The sequence below is a fragment of the Streptomyces sp. WMMC1477 genome (assembly GCF_027460245.1).
GTDB lineage: Bacteria > Actinomycetota > Actinomycetes > Streptomycetales > Streptomycetaceae > Streptomyces.
This window is the reverse complement of sequence record NZ_JAPZBD010000003.1, coordinates 1,621,988-1,640,000: the sequence shown is the minus strand read 5'-3', so window position 1 is coordinate 1,640,000 and position 18,013 is coordinate 1,621,988. Positions and strand designations below refer to the sequence as shown.

At 71.7% G+C, this 18,013-nt stretch carries 15 protein-coding genes and 2 rRNA genes (1 of these 17 only partly in view); 10 read left to right on the top strand and 7 right to left on the bottom strand.

Translation table 11 applies throughout. The features are described 5' to 3' along the window. Together O7609_RS07490 and rrf are read left to right on the top strand one after the other, a co-directional pair. Positions 1–1,008 (top strand): 23S ribosomal RNA (locus tag O7609_RS07490) (it extends 2,119 nt beyond the left edge of the window). A 72-nt stretch (positions 1,009–1,080) separates the two neighbouring features. Continuing rightward, a 5S ribosomal RNA gene (gene rrf / locus O7609_RS07485) occupies positions 1,081–1,197 on the top strand. Between the two features lie 52 nt (positions 1,198–1,249). Here the strand turns inward: rrf and O7609_RS07480 are convergent. Then, entirely contained in the window at positions 1,250–2,149 is a 900-nt protein-coding gene (locus O7609_RS07480; RefSeq protein ID WP_269743279.1) for a LysR family transcriptional regulator, read from the bottom strand. A gap of 61 nt (positions 2,150–2,210) precedes the next feature. Between O7609_RS07480 and O7609_RS07475 the strand changes: the two genes are divergently transcribed. Next, positions 2,211–2,567 (top strand): DoxX family protein, encoded by a 357-nt coding sequence (locus tag O7609_RS07475; RefSeq protein ID WP_269743278.1) that lies wholly within the window; start codon positions 2,211–2,213, stop codon positions 2,565–2,567. A 17-nt stretch (positions 2,568–2,584) separates the two neighbouring features. On the opposite strand, the gene O7609_RS07470 is transcribed toward O7609_RS07475, so the two are convergent. From O7609_RS07470 to O7609_RS07450, 5 genes are read right to left on the bottom strand one after another with little or no spacing between them, the layout of a single operon-like run. Further along, the gene (locus tag O7609_RS07470) at positions 2,585–3,895 is read right to left on the bottom strand and encodes a DUF58 domain-containing protein (protein WP_269743277.1); all 1,311 of its coding nucleotides are present in this window, start codon (positions 3,893–3,895) and stop codon (positions 2,585–2,587) included. A gap of 15 nt (positions 3,896–3,910) precedes the next feature. Continuing rightward, positions 3,911–4,876, bottom strand: a complete 966-nt coding sequence (locus O7609_RS07465; protein WP_269734167.1) for an AAA family ATPase — start codon at positions 4,874–4,876, stop codon at positions 3,911–3,913. Further along, positions 4,873–6,108 (bottom strand): DUF4350 domain-containing protein, encoded by a 1,236-nt coding sequence (locus O7609_RS07460; RefSeq protein ID WP_269743276.1) that lies wholly within the window; start codon positions 6,106–6,108, stop codon positions 4,873–4,875. Before O7609_RS07460 ends, O7609_RS07465 begins: the two co-directional genes overlap by 4 nt. After that, a complete protein-coding gene (locus O7609_RS07455) occupies positions 6,105–6,815 on the bottom strand; it encodes a DUF4129 domain-containing protein (RefSeq protein ID WP_443072081.1) in 711 nt (236 codons plus the stop codon). The genes O7609_RS07460 and O7609_RS07455 overlap by 4 nt, the downstream gene beginning before the upstream one ends. Positions 6,816–6,819: 4 nt before the next feature. Further along, on the bottom strand, positions 6,820–8,097 hold the full coding sequence (locus tag O7609_RS07450; RefSeq protein ID WP_269734164.1) for a DUF7544 domain-containing protein: 1,278 nt from the start codon (positions 8,095–8,097) through the stop codon (positions 6,820–6,822). A 110-nt stretch (positions 8,098–8,207) separates the two neighbouring features. Here O7609_RS07450 and mtnA point away from each other — a divergent pair, with 110 nt between their 5' ends. From mtnA to O7609_RS07415, 7 genes are all read left to right on the top strand, one after another. Then, entirely contained in the window at positions 8,208–9,320 is a 1,113-nt protein-coding gene (gene mtnA, locus O7609_RS07445; protein WP_269743274.1) for an S-methyl-5-thioribose-1-phosphate isomerase, read from the top strand. Then, positions 9,317–9,994: a two-component system response regulator MtrA gene (mtrA, locus tag O7609_RS07440; RefSeq protein WP_100204620.1), complete on the top strand. Its 678-nt coding sequence runs from the start codon at positions 9,317–9,319 to the stop codon at positions 9,992–9,994. Before mtnA ends, mtrA begins: the two co-directional genes overlap by 4 nt. Position 9,995: 1 nt before the next feature. Beyond that, complete coding sequence (gene mtrB, locus O7609_RS07435; RefSeq protein ID WP_269734162.1) at positions 9,996–11,882, top strand: MtrAB system histidine kinase MtrB; 1,887 nt, start codon at positions 9,996–9,998, stop codon at positions 11,880–11,882. A gap of 10 nt (positions 11,883–11,892) precedes the next feature. Further along, entirely contained in the window at positions 11,893–13,707 is a 1,815-nt protein-coding gene (locus O7609_RS07430; protein ID WP_332330039.1) for an LpqB family beta-propeller domain-containing protein, read from the top strand. 243 nt (positions 13,708–13,950) lie between these two features. Further along, positions 13,951–14,673 (top strand): ComF family protein, encoded by a 723-nt coding sequence (locus O7609_RS07425; protein ID WP_443072235.1) that lies wholly within the window; start codon positions 13,951–13,953, stop codon positions 14,671–14,673. A gap of 399 nt (positions 14,674–15,072) precedes the next feature. After that, positions 15,073–15,768, top strand: a complete 696-nt coding sequence (gene hpf, locus O7609_RS07420; protein WP_269734160.1) for a ribosome hibernation-promoting factor, HPF/YfiA family — start codon at positions 15,073–15,075, stop codon at positions 15,766–15,768. Between the two features lie 207 nt (positions 15,769–15,975). Next, positions 15,976–16,725: a response regulator transcription factor gene (locus tag O7609_RS07415; RefSeq protein ID WP_269734159.1), complete on the top strand. Its 750-nt coding sequence runs from the start codon at positions 15,976–15,978 to the stop codon at positions 16,723–16,725. 46 nt (positions 16,726–16,771) lie between these two features. Here O7609_RS07415 and O7609_RS07410 read toward each other — a convergent pair whose 3' ends face one another. Beyond that, positions 16,772–17,944 carry a winged helix-turn-helix domain-containing protein gene (locus O7609_RS07410; protein WP_269734158.1) on the bottom strand — a complete coding sequence of 391 codons (1,173 nt, stop codon included), beginning with the start codon at positions 17,942–17,944 and terminating at the stop codon, positions 16,772–16,774. Positions 17,945–18,013 lie beyond the last annotated feature (69 nt).

The following is an 18,013-nucleotide window of genomic DNA, read 5'->3' as shown; positions in this document are numbered from 1 at the left end:
GCCAGTAAACGGCGGTGGTAACTATAACCATCCTAAGGTAGCGAAATTCCTTGTCGGGTAAGTTCCGACCTGCACGAATGGCGTAACGACTTCTTGACTGTCTCAACCATAGGCCCGGTGAAATTGCAGTACGAGTAAAGATGCTCGTTTCGCGCAGCAGGACGGAAAGACCCCGGGACCTTTACTATAGCTTGATATTGGTGTTCGGTTCGGCTTGTGTAGGATAGGTGGGAGACTGTGAAGTCATCACGCTAGTGGTGGTGGAGTCGTTGTTGAAATACCACTCTGGTCGTGCTGGATGTCTAACCTGGGTCCGTGATCCGGATCAGGGACAGTGTCTGGTGGGTAGTTTAACTGGGGCGGTTGCCTCCTAAAGAGTAACGGAGGCGCCCAAAGGTTCCCTCAGCCTGGTTGGTCATCAGGTGGTGAGTGTAAGTGCACAAGGGAGCTTGACTGTGAGACTGACGGGTCGAGCAGGGACGAAAGTCGGGACTAGTGATCCGGCGGTGGCTTGTGGAAGCGCCGTCGCTCAACGGATAAAAGGTACCCCGGGGATAACAGGCTGATCTTCCCCAAGAGTCCATATCGACGGGATGGTTTGGCACCTCGATGTCGGCTCGTCGCATCCTGGGGCTGGAGTCGGTCCCAAGGGTTGGGCTGTTCGCCCATTAAAGCGGTACGCGAGCTGGGTTTAGAACGTCGTGAGACAGTTCGGTCCCTATCCGCTGTGCGCGTAGGAGTCTTGAGAAGGGCTGTCCCTAGTACGAGAGGACCGGGACGGACGGACCTCTGGTGTGCCAGTTGTTCTGCCAAGGGCATGGCTGGTTGGCTACGTTCGGAAAGGATAACCGCTGAAAGCATCTAAGCGGGAAGCCTGCTTCGAGATGAGGGCTCCCTCCTCCTTTGAGAGGGTAAGGCTCCCGGTAGACGACCGGGTTGATAGGCCGGATATGGAAGCCCAGTGATGGGTGGAGTTGACCGGTACTAATAGGCCGAGGGCTTGTCCATAGTTGCTTGCGTCCACTGTGTAGGTTCTGAGACAACAACCGTGTGTTGGCCGGTTTGTTTGTTTCATAGTGTTTCGGTGGTTATAGCGTTAGGGGAACGCCCGGTCACATTCCGAACCCGGAAGCTAAGCCTTTCAGCGCCGATGGTACTGCATGCGGGAGCGTGTGGGAGAGTAGGACGCCGCCGAACAGATTGTGTGGGAAGCCCCGTTGGATTCATATCCAACGGGGCTTTCTGTGTTTCAGCTTCCCGACGGCCGGTTGCCCAGGCAGCAGCGTACGAAGTCCTGGACGACCGCGTTCTGGTCGTCGCTCGGTGCCCAGGCGACGGCGACCTGGCTGGGGCTCACGGACTCGACGGTGCGGTAGACGATGCCGGGACGGGCGTAGTAGCGGGTCGCGGACGCCGGGGCCAGAGCGATGCCGTAGCCGTTGGCGATCGCGTTGAGCCAGTCGTCGGGCTGGTCGGTGACGGCACCGATGCGGACGGGCCGCCCGCCGCGTTCGTCCACGGCCAGCCAGTGGTCCCGAAACCATCCTGCTTCCGCCGGAGCCGCGATGAACGGCTCGTCGCACAGTTCGGAGAAAGAGATCACCTCCCGCGCCGCGAGTCGGTGTGCTGCGGGAAGTGCGACGCAGCGGGGCTCGGTGAAGAGTACGGCGACTCGCAGGTCCTCCTGGCCGGGAAAGGGCACCCGTACGAGTGCGACGTCCGTTTCCCCGTCGAGAAGGCCGGCGCTGGGGTCCGACCAGGCGGCCTGGCGCATCTCCAGCTTCCACCCCGAGCGACGGCGGGAGAACGCACCGACGATGTCGGGCGTGGCCTCGTTGGCCGCGCTGGCCAGGAAGCCCACCCGAAGGACCTGAACGGCGCGGCTGTCGGCGGCTTTGGCTGCGCGACGTGCTTGCTCCCAGCCGTCCAGCAGGTCCGGAAGGCGGGCCATGAGGGCGGTGCCCGCCTCGGTCAGCGTCATCCCGCTGCGGGAGCGGACAAACAACCGGACCCCGAGCTGCGTTTCCAGCTGCCGGATCTGTTTCGTCAGGGTCGGTTGCGAGACGTAGAGCCGCTCTGCGGCCCGGGTGATGCCGCCTTCCTCGGCGACCGCAACGGCATAGCGGAGGAGCCTCGTGTCGACGTCCATGCCCGCAGGCTATCGATGCGGGTATTGGACGGTTGCCAGTGCTCTGGGCGACTCTTCCAGGGTGTTCATTGCATACCTGGCCATCACGGCCCTCACCGTTCTCGCGAACGCGGTCATCGCCGCGCTGGACTTCCTGCGCAGCCCTTTCGTTCTGGCCAACTCCGCTGCTGTGGGTGTTCCGGAATCCTGGCTGCCCCTTCTCGGCGGACTGAAGTCCTTTGGTGCCGTCGGCCTGGTGATGGGCTTGTTCGGCTTCCACGAACTGGCCCTCTCCGCGGCGGCCGGACTCAGCCTGTTCTACGTCGGCGCGATCACCGTGCACATACGTGCCCGCATCCTTCGCACCATCGCGTTTCCCGCCGCCTTCCTGGGCATGGCGCTGACCTGTCTGGTGTTCGAGGCGGAGCGCTTCGCGTGAGGCCGGGGGAGAGGGCGTCAGAGCCGCCCCGAGGCCTTGAGGGCGAGATAGGCGTCGGCCAGGGCGGGCGGGAGGTCGGCGGGGGGCGCCTCGATCACCGTGGCCCCGTGGCGGCGGAGCTGGTCGGCCGCCCGGTGGCGCTCGGCCTTGGTCTGGGCCGCCGCGGCGGCCTCGTACACCTTGTCCACCGTGCCGCGGGCTCGGGCCATCTCCTCGATGCGGGGGTCGGCCACCGAGGCGACGATCACGGAGTGGCGCTGCATGAGCAGCGGGAAGGCCGGCAGCAGGCCCTCCTCGACCGGTGCCGCGTCGAGTCCCGTGAGCAGGACGATGAGTGACCGATGGCGGGCGTTGCCCAGGACGGCCGAGACCATGGCGTCGGCGTCGGACTCGATCAGGGCCGCTTCCAGGGGAGCCATCGCCTCGACCATGGCGGGCAGCACGTCCTTCGAGCTGCGGCCCTGGACCTGGGCCCGGATCCGGCGGTCGTGGGCGAGGAAGCTCACCCGGTCACCGGCGCGGGTGGCGAGGGAGGCGAGCAGCAGTGCGGCGTCCATGGCCGCGTCCATGCGGGGCACGTCGCCGACGCGGCCGGCTGCCGTGCGGCCGGTGTCCAGCACGATGACGACGCGTCGGTCACGTTCGGGCCGCCAGGTGCGCACGGCGACGGTGGACTGGCGGGCGGTGGCCCGCCAGTCGATGGACCGGGTGTCGTCGCCCGGGATGTACTCGCGGAGGCTGTCGAACTCGGTGCCCTCGCCGCGGGTCAGAACGCTGGTGCGACCGTCGAGTTCGCGGAGACGGGCCAGCTTGGCGGGGAGGTGCCGCCGACTGGCGAAGGCGGGCAGCACGCGCACGGTCCACGGAACTTCGTGGCTTCCCTGGCGCGCGGCGAGGCCGAGCGGGCCGTGGGAGCGGACGGTGACGCGTGCGGCCTTGCGGTCGCCACGGCGCGTGGGTGTGAGAACGGTGAGGATGCGCCTACGCTCGCCCGGCGGAACGGTCAAGGTGCGCCGGGACGCGTTGACTTCCGTGCCCGGGCGCCAGCTGCTGGGTGGCCAGGCGTCACGAACCGTTGCGCGCAACGGGCGTGGGGAGGGGTTGACGAGGGTCAGGCGGACCGCCGCAGACGCTCCGAGTCGAACTGATGTGTCACCGGAACGTGTGAACTGGAGGGTTCGTACTGGCGCGGCGCGGATGAGGTCGTAAACCATAGCCAGTGCAAGAGGGAGTTGGACGGCGAGAAGGCCCGTCCAGCCAGGCAGTAGCAGGCCGGCGACGAGCGTGCCGAGAGCAGCGACGAGAGCTGAGCGTCCGGTGAGGGCCATGGTCGGGTCACCGGCTCAGCGGGGTACGGGAACATGGGCGAGGATCGAGTTGATCACGCCGTCGGCGGTCATGCCTTCCATCTCCGCTTCCGGGCGGAGTTGGACGCGATGACGGAGCGTCGGTAGCGCAAGGGCTTTGACATCGTCGGGGATGACGTAGTCGCGGCTGGTGAGCCAGGCCCATGCGCGCGCTGTGGAGAGCAGCGCGGTGGCACCTCGGGGCGAGACCCCGAGGCTGAGGGAAGGGGACTCACGCGTGGCTCGGCAGATATCCACGATGTAGCCGGCGATCTCCGGGGAGACCGAGGTCCGGGCCACGGCCTGGCGGGCGGCTTCGAGCTCGGCCTGGCCGGCGACGGCCTCGACGCCCGCAGCGCGCAGGTTTCGCGGGTCGAAGCCCTCGGCGTGGCGTGTGAGGACGCCGACCTCGTCCTGACGGGAGGGAAGGGGGACGTTGAGCTTGAGGAGGAATCGGTCGAGCTGCGCCTCGGGCAGGGGGTAGGTCCCCTCGTACTCGACCGGGTTCTGGGTCGCCGCCACCAGGAACGGGTCGGGCAGCGGGCGAGGCACGCCGTCGACGGAGACCTGCCGCTCCTCCATCGCCTCCAGAAGCGAGGCCTGGGTCTTCGGAGGTGTGCGGTTGATCTCGTCGGCCAGCATCAGGTTGGTGAAGACCGGGCCCGGCTGAAAGGAGAACTCTGCGGTCCGGGCGTCATAGACGAGCGAGCCGGTCACGTCACTGGGCATCAGATCGGGGGTGAACTGCACGCGCTTCGTGTCCAGTGTCAGCGTCGCGGCCAGGGCGCGGACCAGGAGTGTCTTGGCGACGCCGGGCACCCCTTCGAGCAGCACATGGCCCCGGCAGAGCAAGGCGATGACCAGCCCGGTGACGGCGGCGTCCTGTCCGACGACGGCCTTGGCGATCTCACCGCGGACGGCTTCGAGGGCGGCGCGGGCGTTGTCTGGGGCGGGGGCGCTCACGAAGGGCGGTCCTTGTCTGTCGTCGAGTCGGCGGAGGCGGGGCTGATGCGGCGTTCCAGGTGGTCGAGGTCGTCGGCGAGGCGCACCAGGGCGGCGTCGTCCCGCGGTGGCGGACCGAACAGGAGGGTGTGACCGGCTGTGTGCTCACCGGTGTGGCGGGCGACGGCCGGAACGACGGTATCCGGTGAGTGCGCCTGCCCGGGCGCGATGCCCAGGAAGGGCGCCAGACGCAGACGGGTGGCCGCCCGCAGCGCGTCGGCGGCGCGGTCGCGGGCGTCGGCCTGGCGGTAGAGGCGGGCCCGTCCCTCGGTGGCCTCCGCCGCCGGGACGGCGACCGGCAGCCGCTCGGGCACGAGAGGGCCCAGCCGCCGGGCTCGCCACGCGGCGGTGAGCACGGCGGCGATGGCCAGCTGGACGCTGCCCCACAACCAGCCGGAGGGGATGAGCTCGATGAGGCTCGCGTCGCCGGAGTCCCCGGCGGCGGGATCGGCGGGAGAAGGGAGGTACCACACGAGCTGCTCGCGTGACCCGAGGAGCTGCAGCGCGAGTGCGGCGTTCCCCTCCTCGTCGAGGCGTTCGTTGTGGAGGAAGTCGGTACTGCCGACGACGACGGTGTCGCCGTCGGCGGACGGGACGCGCACCAGGCTCGGCAGGCCGTCGGCCGGATAACAGGTGTCGGCGTCCTCCACGACGCTCTCCGAGGTGACCTCGTACCCGATGCCGCCCAGTTCGACGGATCCGGAGCGGCGGGCGTAGTCGGCGGCGCAGCGGGGGGCCAGGGTTCCGGTGTCCGGCTCGCCGGCGGCCCGCAGGTCCGGGGCGAGGGTGGTCGTGGAGGCGTCGGGGGCGAGTAGAACCGTCCGGCCGCCGCTGGGCGCCGTCGCCGACCGGAGCATGTCGAGTTGCCGTTGCGTCAGCAGCTCGGGCCGCGCGACGAGGAGCGTGGTGTCGGCCGCGGCGGCGTCCGCGGCCTCGGCCGTCGTCGTCACGACCCTCGTGTCGATCCCGCGGTCCGCCAGGAGTTCTGCCACCGCACGGGTGCCGTTCCGGTCGGCCGAGCGGGGGTCGAGGGCGCCGCGCTGCTCACCGGAGCGCAGGAGCGCGATGACCACCGCTGCGACGAGCAGGACCAGCAGGGCGACGAGGAGCCCGCGCGATCGGAGCCAGATCAGGCGGGCCGACGGGGAGACGGATGAGGTCGGCGGAGAGGAGGTGGTGGGCGCGTCCGTCATCGAGGGAGCCCTTCCCCGGTGCCGGTGGGAGTGAGCTGCGGGCGGGCTCGGCGAAGGGCCTCGTCCAGCGCGCGCACCGCTTCATGAGCGGCTTGCGTGCCGGGCCGTCCGGCGTAGGTGACCTCGTCGAAGGCGTGGGCGGCCGAGCGCAGCGCCGCGGCGTGGCCGGGCAGGGCGCGTCCGGCCTCCACGGCCGCCTCGTCGGCCGTGCGTCCGGGCTGGGGGTCGAGCAGCGCTCGTTCCTCCAGGCCTCGCACGATGGCGCGCATCCGCTCCTGCACGGCGGCGCTCCAGGCTCCGGCCGCGGCCTGCCGGTCGGCGGCGGCGCGGTACTCGTCGGCGCTGCGGGGCGAGGTGTCGAAGAGGCTCGCGGTGGCGTCGCGGGGCCCGGGGCGCAGCCTGCCCAACCGCAGCCGCAGGGCGAAGAGCAGGGCCACGACCGCGACGGCGATGACGGCCAGGCCCGTCCAGCCGCCCGGGCTGAGGTCGAGGGCGGCTCCGAGGAGGTCGTTCAGCCGGTCGAGGACCCACTCCACCGCGCGCTCGACGAGCCCGGGTTGGTCGGCCTGGTAGAGGGGCTTGGACAGCTCGCGTTCCGCTGCCTCGCGGGCGCTGTCCCGATCGATCGTGACCGGGACGTCGTCGCCCTCCGCGGCCTTCGGCGCGAGCGTCGCGGCCGCGCCGCCCAGCGCCGTCACCCCGGCCATCGTGTCAGCCCTCTGACGCGGCCGGTCCCGGCTGTCGCGTCGTGTCGCCGGTGTTCCCCGCCGCTCGGGCGAGTTCCAGGTCCAGTGCCTCGCGCCGGATGCGGGCGTCGATGTAGAGCAGGGCCGTGACGCCGGCGCTGAACGGCAGCGTCACCGTGGCCGTCACCACGGAGCCGATGGCCAGGATGATCAGGTACGGCCAGGTGAGGGTCTCGGGGACGCCGCCCAGCAGCCCGCCGGAGCCGCCGCCGACCGCCGAGGCGGCCAGGCTGGCCGGCAGCGAGATGATGAACGAGAGCACCATGACCAGCAGCGCGGCGAGGAGTTGGATGCCGCAGATGCGCCACCAGGAGCCGCGGACGAGCTTGGCCGAGCGTCGCAGCGCCCCGATCACGGTGGCGCGCTCCAGCATCAGCGCCGGAGCGGAGAGGCTGAACAGCACCCACAGCCAGACGACCACGACCAGGCCGCCCAGGGTGCCAAGGACGACGAGGAGGCCGGCAACGGGGCCGCCTCCGGCCGCGCCGAGCAGTGCTCCGAGGACGATCCCGACGGCCAGCGCGCCCAGGACGATCAGCGTCACCAGGACCGTGAGGGCGAGCAGCCGCAGCAGCCGCGGGCGCGCGTCCTGCCACGCCTCGGCCACCGACACGGAGCGGCCGAGGACGGCGCGGCTGACGACCATGGTGAGCATGGCGGTCGCCAGCACGGTGCCGATCATGGCCATGAGCAGCCGGACGCCTTCGCTGGCCGCGGTGGTGCCGAGGGCGTCGGCGAGCTCGTCCGTCGTGGGGTTCTGGTTGTCCTCCAGCGCCGCGAGGCTGCTCATGTCGTTGAACCACACCCCGGTGACGACGGTGGCGACCAGTTCGATCAGCACCGCGATGCCCAGGGCGATCCCCAGGACCGGCCGCCAGTGGGCGCGCATGGTGGACACGGCGCCGTCGAGGATCTCCCCGACGCCCAGGGGCCGCAGCGGGATGACCCCGGGCTTGGCGACGTGCGCGTGGGGCCAGCCGGAGTGGCCGTGCCAGCCGCCGGGCGCCACGGGCGTGCTCCAGCCCTGCCGACCGCCCCAGCCGCCCTGGTCGCCCGGGTCGCCCGGGGTGCTCCAGCCGGTGGGGCCGCCGGGCGGCGGCTGCTGCGGCGACCAGCCGGACGGCGTCGGCGCACCGGAGTCCTCGGGTGCGCCGTCGGGTGCGGACGCGTCCCGGTCGCGGTCTCCGTGGGGCTGCTCTGGCTCGGAAGACCCGGGCGAGGCCCAGCCCGGAGCGTCGTTCACTGGGGATCCACCTCGGTCGTCTGTTCGTCGTAGGCAGCCATCGTGCCATGGGGCCCCTCTCCTCGTACCGGGCCCTGCCCGTGGGGGCGGGAAGCGGGCAGACTGGGCCGATGGCTGATCACGAAGCGAACGCGGTTCCGGTCCTGCGGTGGGCGGAGCCGCCCGAGGGCCCTGTCGTGGTCCTGCTCGACCAGACGCGGCTACCGCTGGAGGAGGCCGAGTGCGTCTGCACGGACGTGCCCGCGCTGGTCGCGGCGATACGTTCGCTGACGGTGCGGGGCGCGCCGCTGCTCGGCGTGGTCGGCGCCTACGGCGTGGCGCTGGCCGCCGCGCGGGGGTTCGACGTCCGGGACGCCGCCGACCAGCTGGCCCGGGCCCGGCCCACGGCGGTCAACCTCGGCTACGGCGTCCGGCGGGTCCAGGCGGTGCACGAGCGGGTCCTGGACGCGGGCGCCGGCCGGGAGCGGGCCGCCGCGGAGGCCCTGGCCGAGGCCAGGGCGGTGCACCGGGAGGAGGTCGAGGCCGGAGCGGCCATGGGCGAGCACGGCTGGGCACTGCTGCGGGAACTGCAGCCGGGCGGGAGCCTGCGCGTCCTGACGCACTGCAACACCGGAACACTCGTGTGCGGTGGCGAGGGCACCGCCCTGGCCGTGGTGAAGGCCGCCCACCGGGCGGGCGAGCTGCGTCGGCTGTGGGTGGACGAGACGCGGCCGCTGCTGCAGGGCTCGCGTCTGACGGCATGGGAGGCGTCCCGGGCGGGCATGCCGTACAGCGTGCTGCCGGACAACGCGGCGGGGTCGCTGTTCGCGGCGGGTGAGGTGGACGCCGTCGTCATCGGCGCGGACCGGATCGCGGCGGACGGATCGGTGGCCAACAAGATCGGAAGCTACCCGCTGGCCGTCCTGGCTCGTTACCATCACGTACCGTTCCTCGTGGTCGCCCCGCTGAGCACGGTGGACCTGGCGACGGCGGACGGCTCCGGGATCGAGGTCGAGCAGCGGGCGGACCATGAGGTGACGGAGCCGACGGGCGGCGCCCGGGTTGCCCCGCTGGGTGCTCAGGCCTACAACCCGGCCTTCGACGTCACCCCTCCGGAGCTGGTCACGGCCATCGTCACGGAGTCCGGCGTCGTCTCGCCGGTCACGGGCGAAGGCCTGGCCGATCTGTGTCACCGATCACGCACCCGAGCATCACGAACAGGTAATGGGATGATGAACGCATGAAAGGACGTGTCCTCGTCGTAGACGACGACACCGCGCTGGCGGAGATGCTCGGCATCGTGCTGCGTGGTGAAGGCTTCGAACCGTCGTTCGTCTCGGACGGCGACAAGGCTCTGGCTGCGTTCCGGGAGACCAAACCGGACCTGGTGCTGCTCGACCTCATGCTGCCGGGCCGGGACGGCATCGAGGTGTGCCGGCTGATCCGGGCCGAGTCGGGTGTGCCGGTGGTGATGCTGACGGCCAAGAGCGACACCGTGGACGTCGTCGTCGGCCTGGAGTCCGGCGCCGACGACTACATCGTGAAGCCGTTCAAGCCCAAGGAGCTCGTCGCCCGCATCCGGGCGCGGCTGCGCCGTTCGGAGGAACCGGCACCCGAGCAGCTCACCATCGGCGACCTGGTCATCGACGTGGCCGGGCACTCGGTGAAGCGCGACGGGCAGTCGATCGCCCTCACCCCGCTCGAGTTCGACCTCCTCGTGGCCCTCGCGCGCAAGCCGTGGCAGGTGTTCACGCGGGAGGTGCTGCTGGAGCAGGTGTGGGGTTACCGGCACGCGGCGGACACGCGGCTGGTGAACGTGCACGTGCAGCGGCTGCGCTCAAAGGTCGAGAAGGACCCGGAGCGGCCGGAGATCGTGGTGACGGTCCGCGGCGTCGGGTACAAGGCGGGGCCGGGCTGAGATGACCGGGAACGGTGCCGTTCCGCCGGAGCCGAAGGCGGGACGGTCCTCGGGCGGCCGGGGCGGCGGCGTGTTCGCGCCGGTCCGCCGCGCGGGGCAGCTCTTTCCGGACGGGCTGATCGCCGAGGGCAGTACCGGTAGCCGCGCGCATCCCCTGTTCCGCATATTCGTGCGCTGGGTGCGGCGTCCGCTGTTGCCCGCGCTGCGGCTGTGGCGGCGCAACATCCAGCTGCGGGTCGTCGCGGCGACGCTGCTGCTGTCCCTGGCGGTCGTGGGTGTGCTGGGCGTCGTGGTGTTCGGCCAGGTGCGCAACGGCCTGCTGGAGGCCAAGCACCAGGCCGCGCAGAGCCAGGCGGCGGGCGGTTTCGCGGTGGCCAGGGAACTGGCCGACAACGCGGCGGCCGCCAGCGGCTCGGACGCCGAGAGCGGGCGCAACGTCCTCAACGCGGGGGCCTGGCTGACGCAGCTCGTGCAGCAGCTGGCCAGTGGTGGTCAGGGCGTGTACTCGGTGGTCGCGCTCAGCTCCGACGACGAGACGCTGCCGTTCAGCGCCGGGGAGAACAACACGCGGGGGCCGCGGGCCTCGGGCGAGGTCAGGCCCGAGGAGTCGGTCGGGAAGGAACTGCGCCGCGCCCTGGACGCGAGCCCCGACACGTACATGAAGTACGGCGAGATCGTCCGCACGAACGGGGAGAAGCAGCCCGCGCTGATCATCGGCAAGCGGCTGAACGACGTCAACGGCAATCCGTACCAGCTCTACTACCTTTTCCCGTTCACTCCGGAGGAGCAGTCGCTGACGCTCGTCCGGGGCACGCTCACGACGGCCGGGATCTTCCTCGTCGTCCTGCTGGGCGCGATCGCGTGGCTGGTCGTCCGGCAGGTCGTGACACCGGTGCGGATGGCCGCCGGGATCTCCGAGCGCCTGGCCGCGGGGCGGCTCCAGGAGCGCATGAAGGTCACCGGCGAGGACGACATCGCCCGGCTCGGCGAGTCGTTCAACAAGATGGCCCAGAGCCTGCAGGTGAAGATCCAGCAGCTGGAGGAGCTGTCGCGGATGCAGCGGCGCTTCGTCTCGGACGTCTCGCACGAGCTGCGCACCCCGCTCACGACGGTCCGGATGGCCGCCGACGTCATCCATGAGGCCAAGGACGACTTCGACCCGGTGACGGCGCGCTCCGCCGAGCTGCTGATCGGCCAGCTCGACCGCTTCGAGTCGCTGCTCGCGGAGCTGCTGGAGATCAGCCGCTTCGACGCCGGGGCGGCCGCTCTGGAAGCGGCGCCGACCGACCTTCGCGAGGTGGTGACCCGGGTCGTCGAGGGCGCCGAGCCGCTGGCGAACGTGAAGGGAAGCCGGATGGTGGTGGTCGGCGCCGAGCAGCCGGTGGTCGCCGAGGCGGACACCCGCCGGGTGGAGCGGGTGCTGCGCAACCTCGTGGTCAACGCGATAGAACACGGCGAGGGCCGGGACGTGATCATCCGCCTCGCCGAGGGCGAGGGCGCGGTGGCGATCGCGGTGCGGGACTACGGCGTGGGGCTGAAACCAGGGGAGGCACAGCGGGTGTTCAACCGCTTCTGGCGGGCCGACCCGGCCCGCGCCCGTACCACGGGCGGTACCGGGCTCGGTCTGTCCATAGCCGTCGAGGACGCTCGGCTGCACGGCGGCTGGCTGCAGGCCTGGGGTGAGCCGGGCGGCGGTTCGCAGTTCCGGCTGACGCTGCCCCGCGCGGCCGGGGAGGTGCTGCGCGGTTCGCCGATCCCGCTGGAGCCCGCGGACTCCCGCCGTCGCTCGGCGGCGCCGCCGCAGCCGGCGCCGGTGGCCGGGTCCGGCCGTCCCGCGCTGCCGGCCGGGGCCCCGCGGCGTCCGGAGGGCGGCCACCGTGAGGGCTGAGCGGAGCGCCGTGGCACTGCTCGCCGTGGGGGCCCTGCTGCTCACCGGCTGCGCGTCCATGCCCTCCAGCGGCGACGTCAGGAAGATCGAGGGCAGCCAGCGCTCGGATGGCGAGGCCCAGGTGCGGGTCTTCGGCGTGCCGCCCCAGGACGGCGAGCGGCCCGCGCAGATCGTGCGGGGCTTCCTGGAGGCGACCACCAGCGACGAGGCCGAGTACGAGACGGCCCGCGAGTACCTGACGAAGGAGAAGGCCGAGAGCTGGGACCCGTCGGCGGGCACCGTCGTCATATCCGGCGGCCCGGAGGTACCGCCCGGCGGTGTCCTGCCCGACTCCGAGGAGAGCGGCTTCACCGTCGAGGTCACCGGCTCCCGCGTCGCCGAGGTGGACGGAAAGCACGCCTACACCCCCGCGGAGGGCCCTTACCTGGGCCTCTTCCACCTCAGCCAGGAGGACGGGGAGTGGCGGATCGACAAGCTCCCGGACGGCCTGGTTCTCGGTGAGGCCGACTTCCAGCGCATCTACCGCTCCGTGAACACCTACTACTACGCCGGCCTCGGCCCCGAGGCCGGGGACGTGCCCCAGGGCAAGAACGTGCTCGTCGGCGACCCCGTCTACGTGCGGCGCCGCATCGACCCGGTGACGGAGACGGTGCGCGCGCTGCTGAACGGACCCACGGACTGGCTGCGGCCCGTCGCCACCTCCGCCTATCCGACGGGCGTGCGGCTCGCCTCGGGGGAGCGGCAGCTCGCGCTCGACGACTCCGGTGAGTTGCAGGTGAGCCTGGCCAGCGGTGCCAAGGGCCAGCCCCTGCGGGTCGAGCGCAAGCAGTGCGAGCGGATGGCGGCCCAGCTCCTGCACACCGTCGACCATCAGTCGTCGACCCGCGTCAAACGGGTCGTCCTGGAGAACGAGCGCGGTGACCTCCTGTGCGGCCTCCGCAGCCAGGAGGCGCAGCGGTACGCGCCGGGCGCGCTCAACGGGCGTGCGGCGATGCAGTACTACCTGGACGAGACCAGCCGGCTGGTCGCGCTCGGCGACGAACAGCGCGCCGGCGTCCCCGTCGACGGTCCCTTCGGCACCGGACAGCTGGCGATGCGGCACGTGGCGGTGAGCCGCGGCGAGACGAGGGCCGCGGGGGTGTCGCTGGACGGTTCGAGCCTGTACGTCGGGCCGCTGCACGCGCCGGAGCCGTTCGGGAAGCCGGTGCTGACGAGCGCGGGGCTCCCCAAGGACGAGACGGCCGGGCTGACGGCGCCGAGCTGGGACGGCCTGGGGGACCTGTGGGTCGCCGACCGGGCCCCGGAGAAGCCCCGGCTGCTGCGGATCCCCGACGGCCGTGGGACGCCCGAACGGGTGGACGTGCCCGGCCTCGGCGAGGGGCGCATCGAGGCGCTGCGGGTGGCCGCGGACGGCATCCGCATCGTGCTGCTGGTCCGGGAGGGCGAGGCCGTCACGCTGATGCTCGGCCGGGTCGAACGGGAGAACGACGAGGCGGGGCGGCCCCGGGCGAAGGTCACCGGCCTGCGCAACGTCGCGCCGCAGCTGGAGAACGTGGTCGCCGCTTCCTGGGCCGGCGGGAGTCGGCTCGTGGTCGTCGGCAAGGAGTCCGGGGGCGTGCAGCAGGTGCGGGTGATGTCGACCGACGGCTCGCCCGGGACGCCTGCCAAGCTGCCGAACGTCAATGAGATCGAGGGCATCGCCGCTTCGGAGGACGAGGACAAGCCGCTTCTGGCGGACTCGGCCGAGGGGATCGTCCGGCTGCCGCGGGACGGCGACTGGCAGGAGGTCACCGAACACGGCTCCGCGCCCGTGTATCCGGGATGACGCTCCGTCACGAACCTCTTCCCCATTCGGTGCTCATCGGTTACTCTCTGTAGTTATCTCCGGTGTTCTTCGCTGAAGGGGGCGGGATGAGTGACTGCTTGGAGGCGGGATGTGCGGCGGTACACGCGGCCGGACGTGTCGCGGGACGTGCGGCGGGGCGAGTGGCAGGCCGTGTCGCGGGGTGGGCGCCGGCAGGCGTCGTGGGACGCCTGGCGGGGCTGGTGGCACGAGCTGGCCGACGTGCTGCTCTCCGCCGAGTGCGCCGGATGCGGGGCCGCGCGGACGGGTCTGTGCGGGCGGTGCGGCCGGGCCCCGGCGGCGGGGCCGGTGCGCGGCTGGCGTCCCACGGGCGCCAGCCCGCCTCCACCGTGGCTGCCTCCGGTGTACGCGGCCGGGCTCTATGCGGACGAGTTGCGCGCCCTTCTCCTCGCGCACAAGGAACGCGGCGCCCTGCGGCTCGCCCGACCGCTGGGCGCGGCCCTGGCGGGGGCGGTACGGGCGCCGCTCGCCGCCGGAGGAGCGGTGCGCGGCCCGGCGGTGTTGGTGCCGGTGCCGTCCGCCCGGCGAGCCGTCGCCGCCCGCGGGCACGACCCGGTGCACCGCCTGGCCCGGGTCGCCGCGGCCGAGCTGCGCCGGGACGGTGTCGCGGCCGTGGTGCGCGCCGTCCTGCGGCACCGCCGCGCCGTGGCCGACCAGGCGGGGCTGAGCCCGGAGCAGCGGCGGCGCAACGTCGACGGGGCGCTGTGCGTGCCCGCCGCGGCCGCCCGGCTCCTCGGTGCGGGCCCGTTCGTCCTCGTCGACGACCTCGTGACGACCGGCTCCTCGCTGGCCGAGGCGGCGCGCGCTCTCACGGCGGCGGGTGGCCGGGTCGTGGGCGCCGCCGTCGTGGCGGACGCGCCCCTCCCGGCGTCTCAGGGCCCCCTTGAGCGCCTGTGCGGGGAATCGGTGGGGGGTCCCGGTGCATGACCGGGGCGCCGTCGGGGCAGGGAATGCGCTACCGGCGCCACCGGGACGCCGGGGGAACACGGCAGGAAACAACAAGAGGACAGCTCATGAGGGGTACGCATCGGTAGGGGGTGCCGACTGTCCCGCACTCGGGGTACGTTCGGTAGAGAGGAGGCCGGGGCTCCGACCTCGGTCTCCCTCGAAACGGAGTCGTGTGGCGATGCCACACCCAGCCGGTCCTCACCGGTCGCCTCTCTTTTCGAGTGGGTGGCGATCTTCCCGATGGGGGAGAAGGAGGTGGAAGTCGCAACCCGACGTAGTGCCGGAGGGTGACCGGTCAGCCCCGGAACCGTCCGGCCTCAGTGCACAAAGGACGTGCCTCGTCGCACGTGACGTGGCAGTCCGGGAACGGAGTTCTGCGTGGACATCGTCGTCAAGGGCCGTAAGACACAGGTACCCGAGCGGTTCCGCAAGCACGTGACCGAGAAGCTGAACATCGAGAAGGTTCAGAAGCTCGACGCCAAAGTGACCCGCCTGGACGTTGAGGTGTCCAAGGAGCACAACCCTCGTCAGGCCGACCGTTCCGACCGCGTGGAGATCACTCTCCGGCACCGCGGCCCGGTCATTCGGGCCGAGGCGGCGGCGACCGACCCCTATGCGGCACTCGACCTGGCGGCGGAGAAGCTGGAAGAGCGCCTGCGGCGCCGGCACGACCGGCGCACCTCCCGTCGGGGAGCCGCCCGGATTCCGGCCGCCGAGGTCCCCACGCAGGTGCCCGGCGTCGCCACCCTCAACGGCAACGGCGAGCTGGGTGCTTTCGAGGCCGACGTCGAGGCGGCCCCGTCCACGAAGAAGGTGGGCCCGCTGGAGGTTCAGGGGGAAGGCCCCCTGATCTGCCGGGAAAAGACCCATGACGCCGCGCCGATGACCCTCGACCAGGCGCTGTACGAGATGGAGTTGGTGGGGCACGACTTCTATCTCTTCATCGACTCCGACACGAAGCTGCCGAGCGTGGTCTACCGGCGGCACGCGTATGACTACGGGGTCATCCATCTGAATCCGGACCCCTTCGCCGAGGAGATCCCGCCGGGCGCGGGTGGTTCTCTCGGCGGCTGAGCCGCCTGCGGCGGTCATGGGCGCCGCCCGCGTCTCCGGGAGGGCGTACGCGTCCTCCCGGGGGCGCGGCGGCGTGCGATGCGGTCGGCTGTCCCCTCGGCTGCTCCGCGACGTCGCGAGCCCCCGATAGCATGAGCCTCACCACCAACCGGCCAGGTGCCCAGCCCGGTTGGCGCCGACCGGGCATGGGCAGCAGGGGGAGGAACGATGGCGGACAGCTTCGGGCCCACGATGCCCCTCGGCGGGCAGGCCGGCACCATGGCCACCGTCGAGGAGGCCGGGCGGCGTGGGCGGTGTGAGCCGGTCCGGGTACTCGTCGTCGACGATCACGAGCTCTTCCGCCGGGGGCTGGAGATCGTGCTCCAGACGGAGGAGGACATCCAGGTCGTCGGCGAGGCTGGAGACGGGGCCGAGGCCGTGGAGAAGGCGGCCGACCTGCTGCCGGACATCGTCCTGATGGACGTGCGCATGCCCCGGCGCGGTGGCATCGAGGCGTGCACGGCCATCAAGGAGGTCGTTCCCAGCGCGAAGATCGTGATGCTGACGATCAGCGACGAGGAGGCCGACCTCTACGACGCGATCAAGGCGGGTGCCACCGGCTATCTGCTGAAGGAGATCTCCACCGACGAGGTCTGCGCCGCCATCCGGGCCGTCGCGGACGGCCAGTCGCAGATCAGCCCCTCGATGGCCGCCAAGCTGCTGACCGAGTTCAAGTCGATGATCCAGCGCACCGACGAGAGCAAGCTCGTGCCGGCTCCCCGGCTCACGGACCGCGAGCTGGAGGTCCTCAAGCTCGTGGCCACCGGGATGAACAACCGGGACATCGCCAAAGCGCTGTACATCAGCGAGAACACCGTCAAGAACCACGTGCGCAACATCCTGGAGAAGCTCCAACTGCACTCCAGGATGGAGGCCGTCGTCTACGCGATGCGGGAGAAGATCCTCGAGATCCGCTGAGCGCGGGCCCTCCCCGCCCGGGAGACCCGGGCCCGGCGCATCTCGGCTACGCGCGCAACTCCGCCGTGAGCGCCGCCGCCAGCGCGCCGTCGTCGCAGCGCTCGACCCGTATGTCCTCGCAGCCCACCCAACTCGCCGCCTCCCGCAGCGCGGTGGCCATGGGGGTCACGGCGCTCGGGGACGCCATCGAGACCTGGCGGGCCACCAGCGTCCGCCCCTCGCGGCCCGGGTCGACGCGGCCCACGAGCCTGCCTCCGGCCAGCAGCGGCATCGCGAAGTAGCCGTGCACCCGCTTCGGCCTGGGCACATAGGCCTCCAGGCGGTGGGTGAAGGCGAAGATCCGCTCCGTGCGCGGGCGGTCCCAGATCAGCGAGTCGAACGGAGAGAGCAGCGTGGTGCGGTGCCGCCCGCGTGGAGGCAGGGCGAGAGCCGCCGGATCGGCCCAGGCGGGCTTGCCCCAGCCCTCGACCTCGACCGGAACCAGCGGGGTGTCGCCGATCACCGCGTCGACCTGGGCGCCGCGCAGCCGGTGGTAGTCGGCGAGATCGGCCCGCGTCGCCACCCCGAGAGCGGATCCCGCCTGGGCGACCAGGCGGCGCAGGCACTCCCCGTCCGTCAGGTCGTCGTGGAACAGCTCGCCCGGCACGGCCCGCTCGGCCAGGTCGTAGACGCGCTTCCAGCCGCGCCGTTCGGTGCACACGACCTCGCCCACGTCCAGCAGCCACTCGACGGCGATCTTCGTGTCCGACCAGTCCCACCACACGCCGCCGTTCTTCGCCCCGCCCAGCTCGGCGGCGGTCAGCGGGCCGTCCGCCGTGAGCCGGTCCCGCACCTGGGCGCAGACGGCGTCCCGGTCCGCCAGCCGGTGCCAGCGGTGGCCGGCCGCCCGCCGCGCCCGCCGCCGGAAGGCGAAGCAAGGCCACTCCTCGACGGGCAGGATGCAGGCAGCGTGCGACCAGTACTCGAAGGCGTGCCCCTCGGACCAGTAGGCCTCCTCCACCGCCGAGCGGTCCACGGCGCCGAGCCGGGCGTAGGGGATCAGCTCGTGCGAGCGGGCCAGTACCGAGATCGTGTCGAGCTGCACCGCGCCGAGCTTCCGCAGCACGCCGCGCACTCCCGCCCGGCGGTCGGGCGCGCCGAGAAAGCCCTGGGCGCGAAGGGCGATCCGCCGTGCGTCGTCGGCGGAGAGAGTGAGCTCGGGAGTGGGCGCTGACGTCATGCCCACACCGTAGGCCGGGCCACCGACAACGCGGCTCCGGCCCGGCCCGGCCCGGTGCTGTGCGGCGCG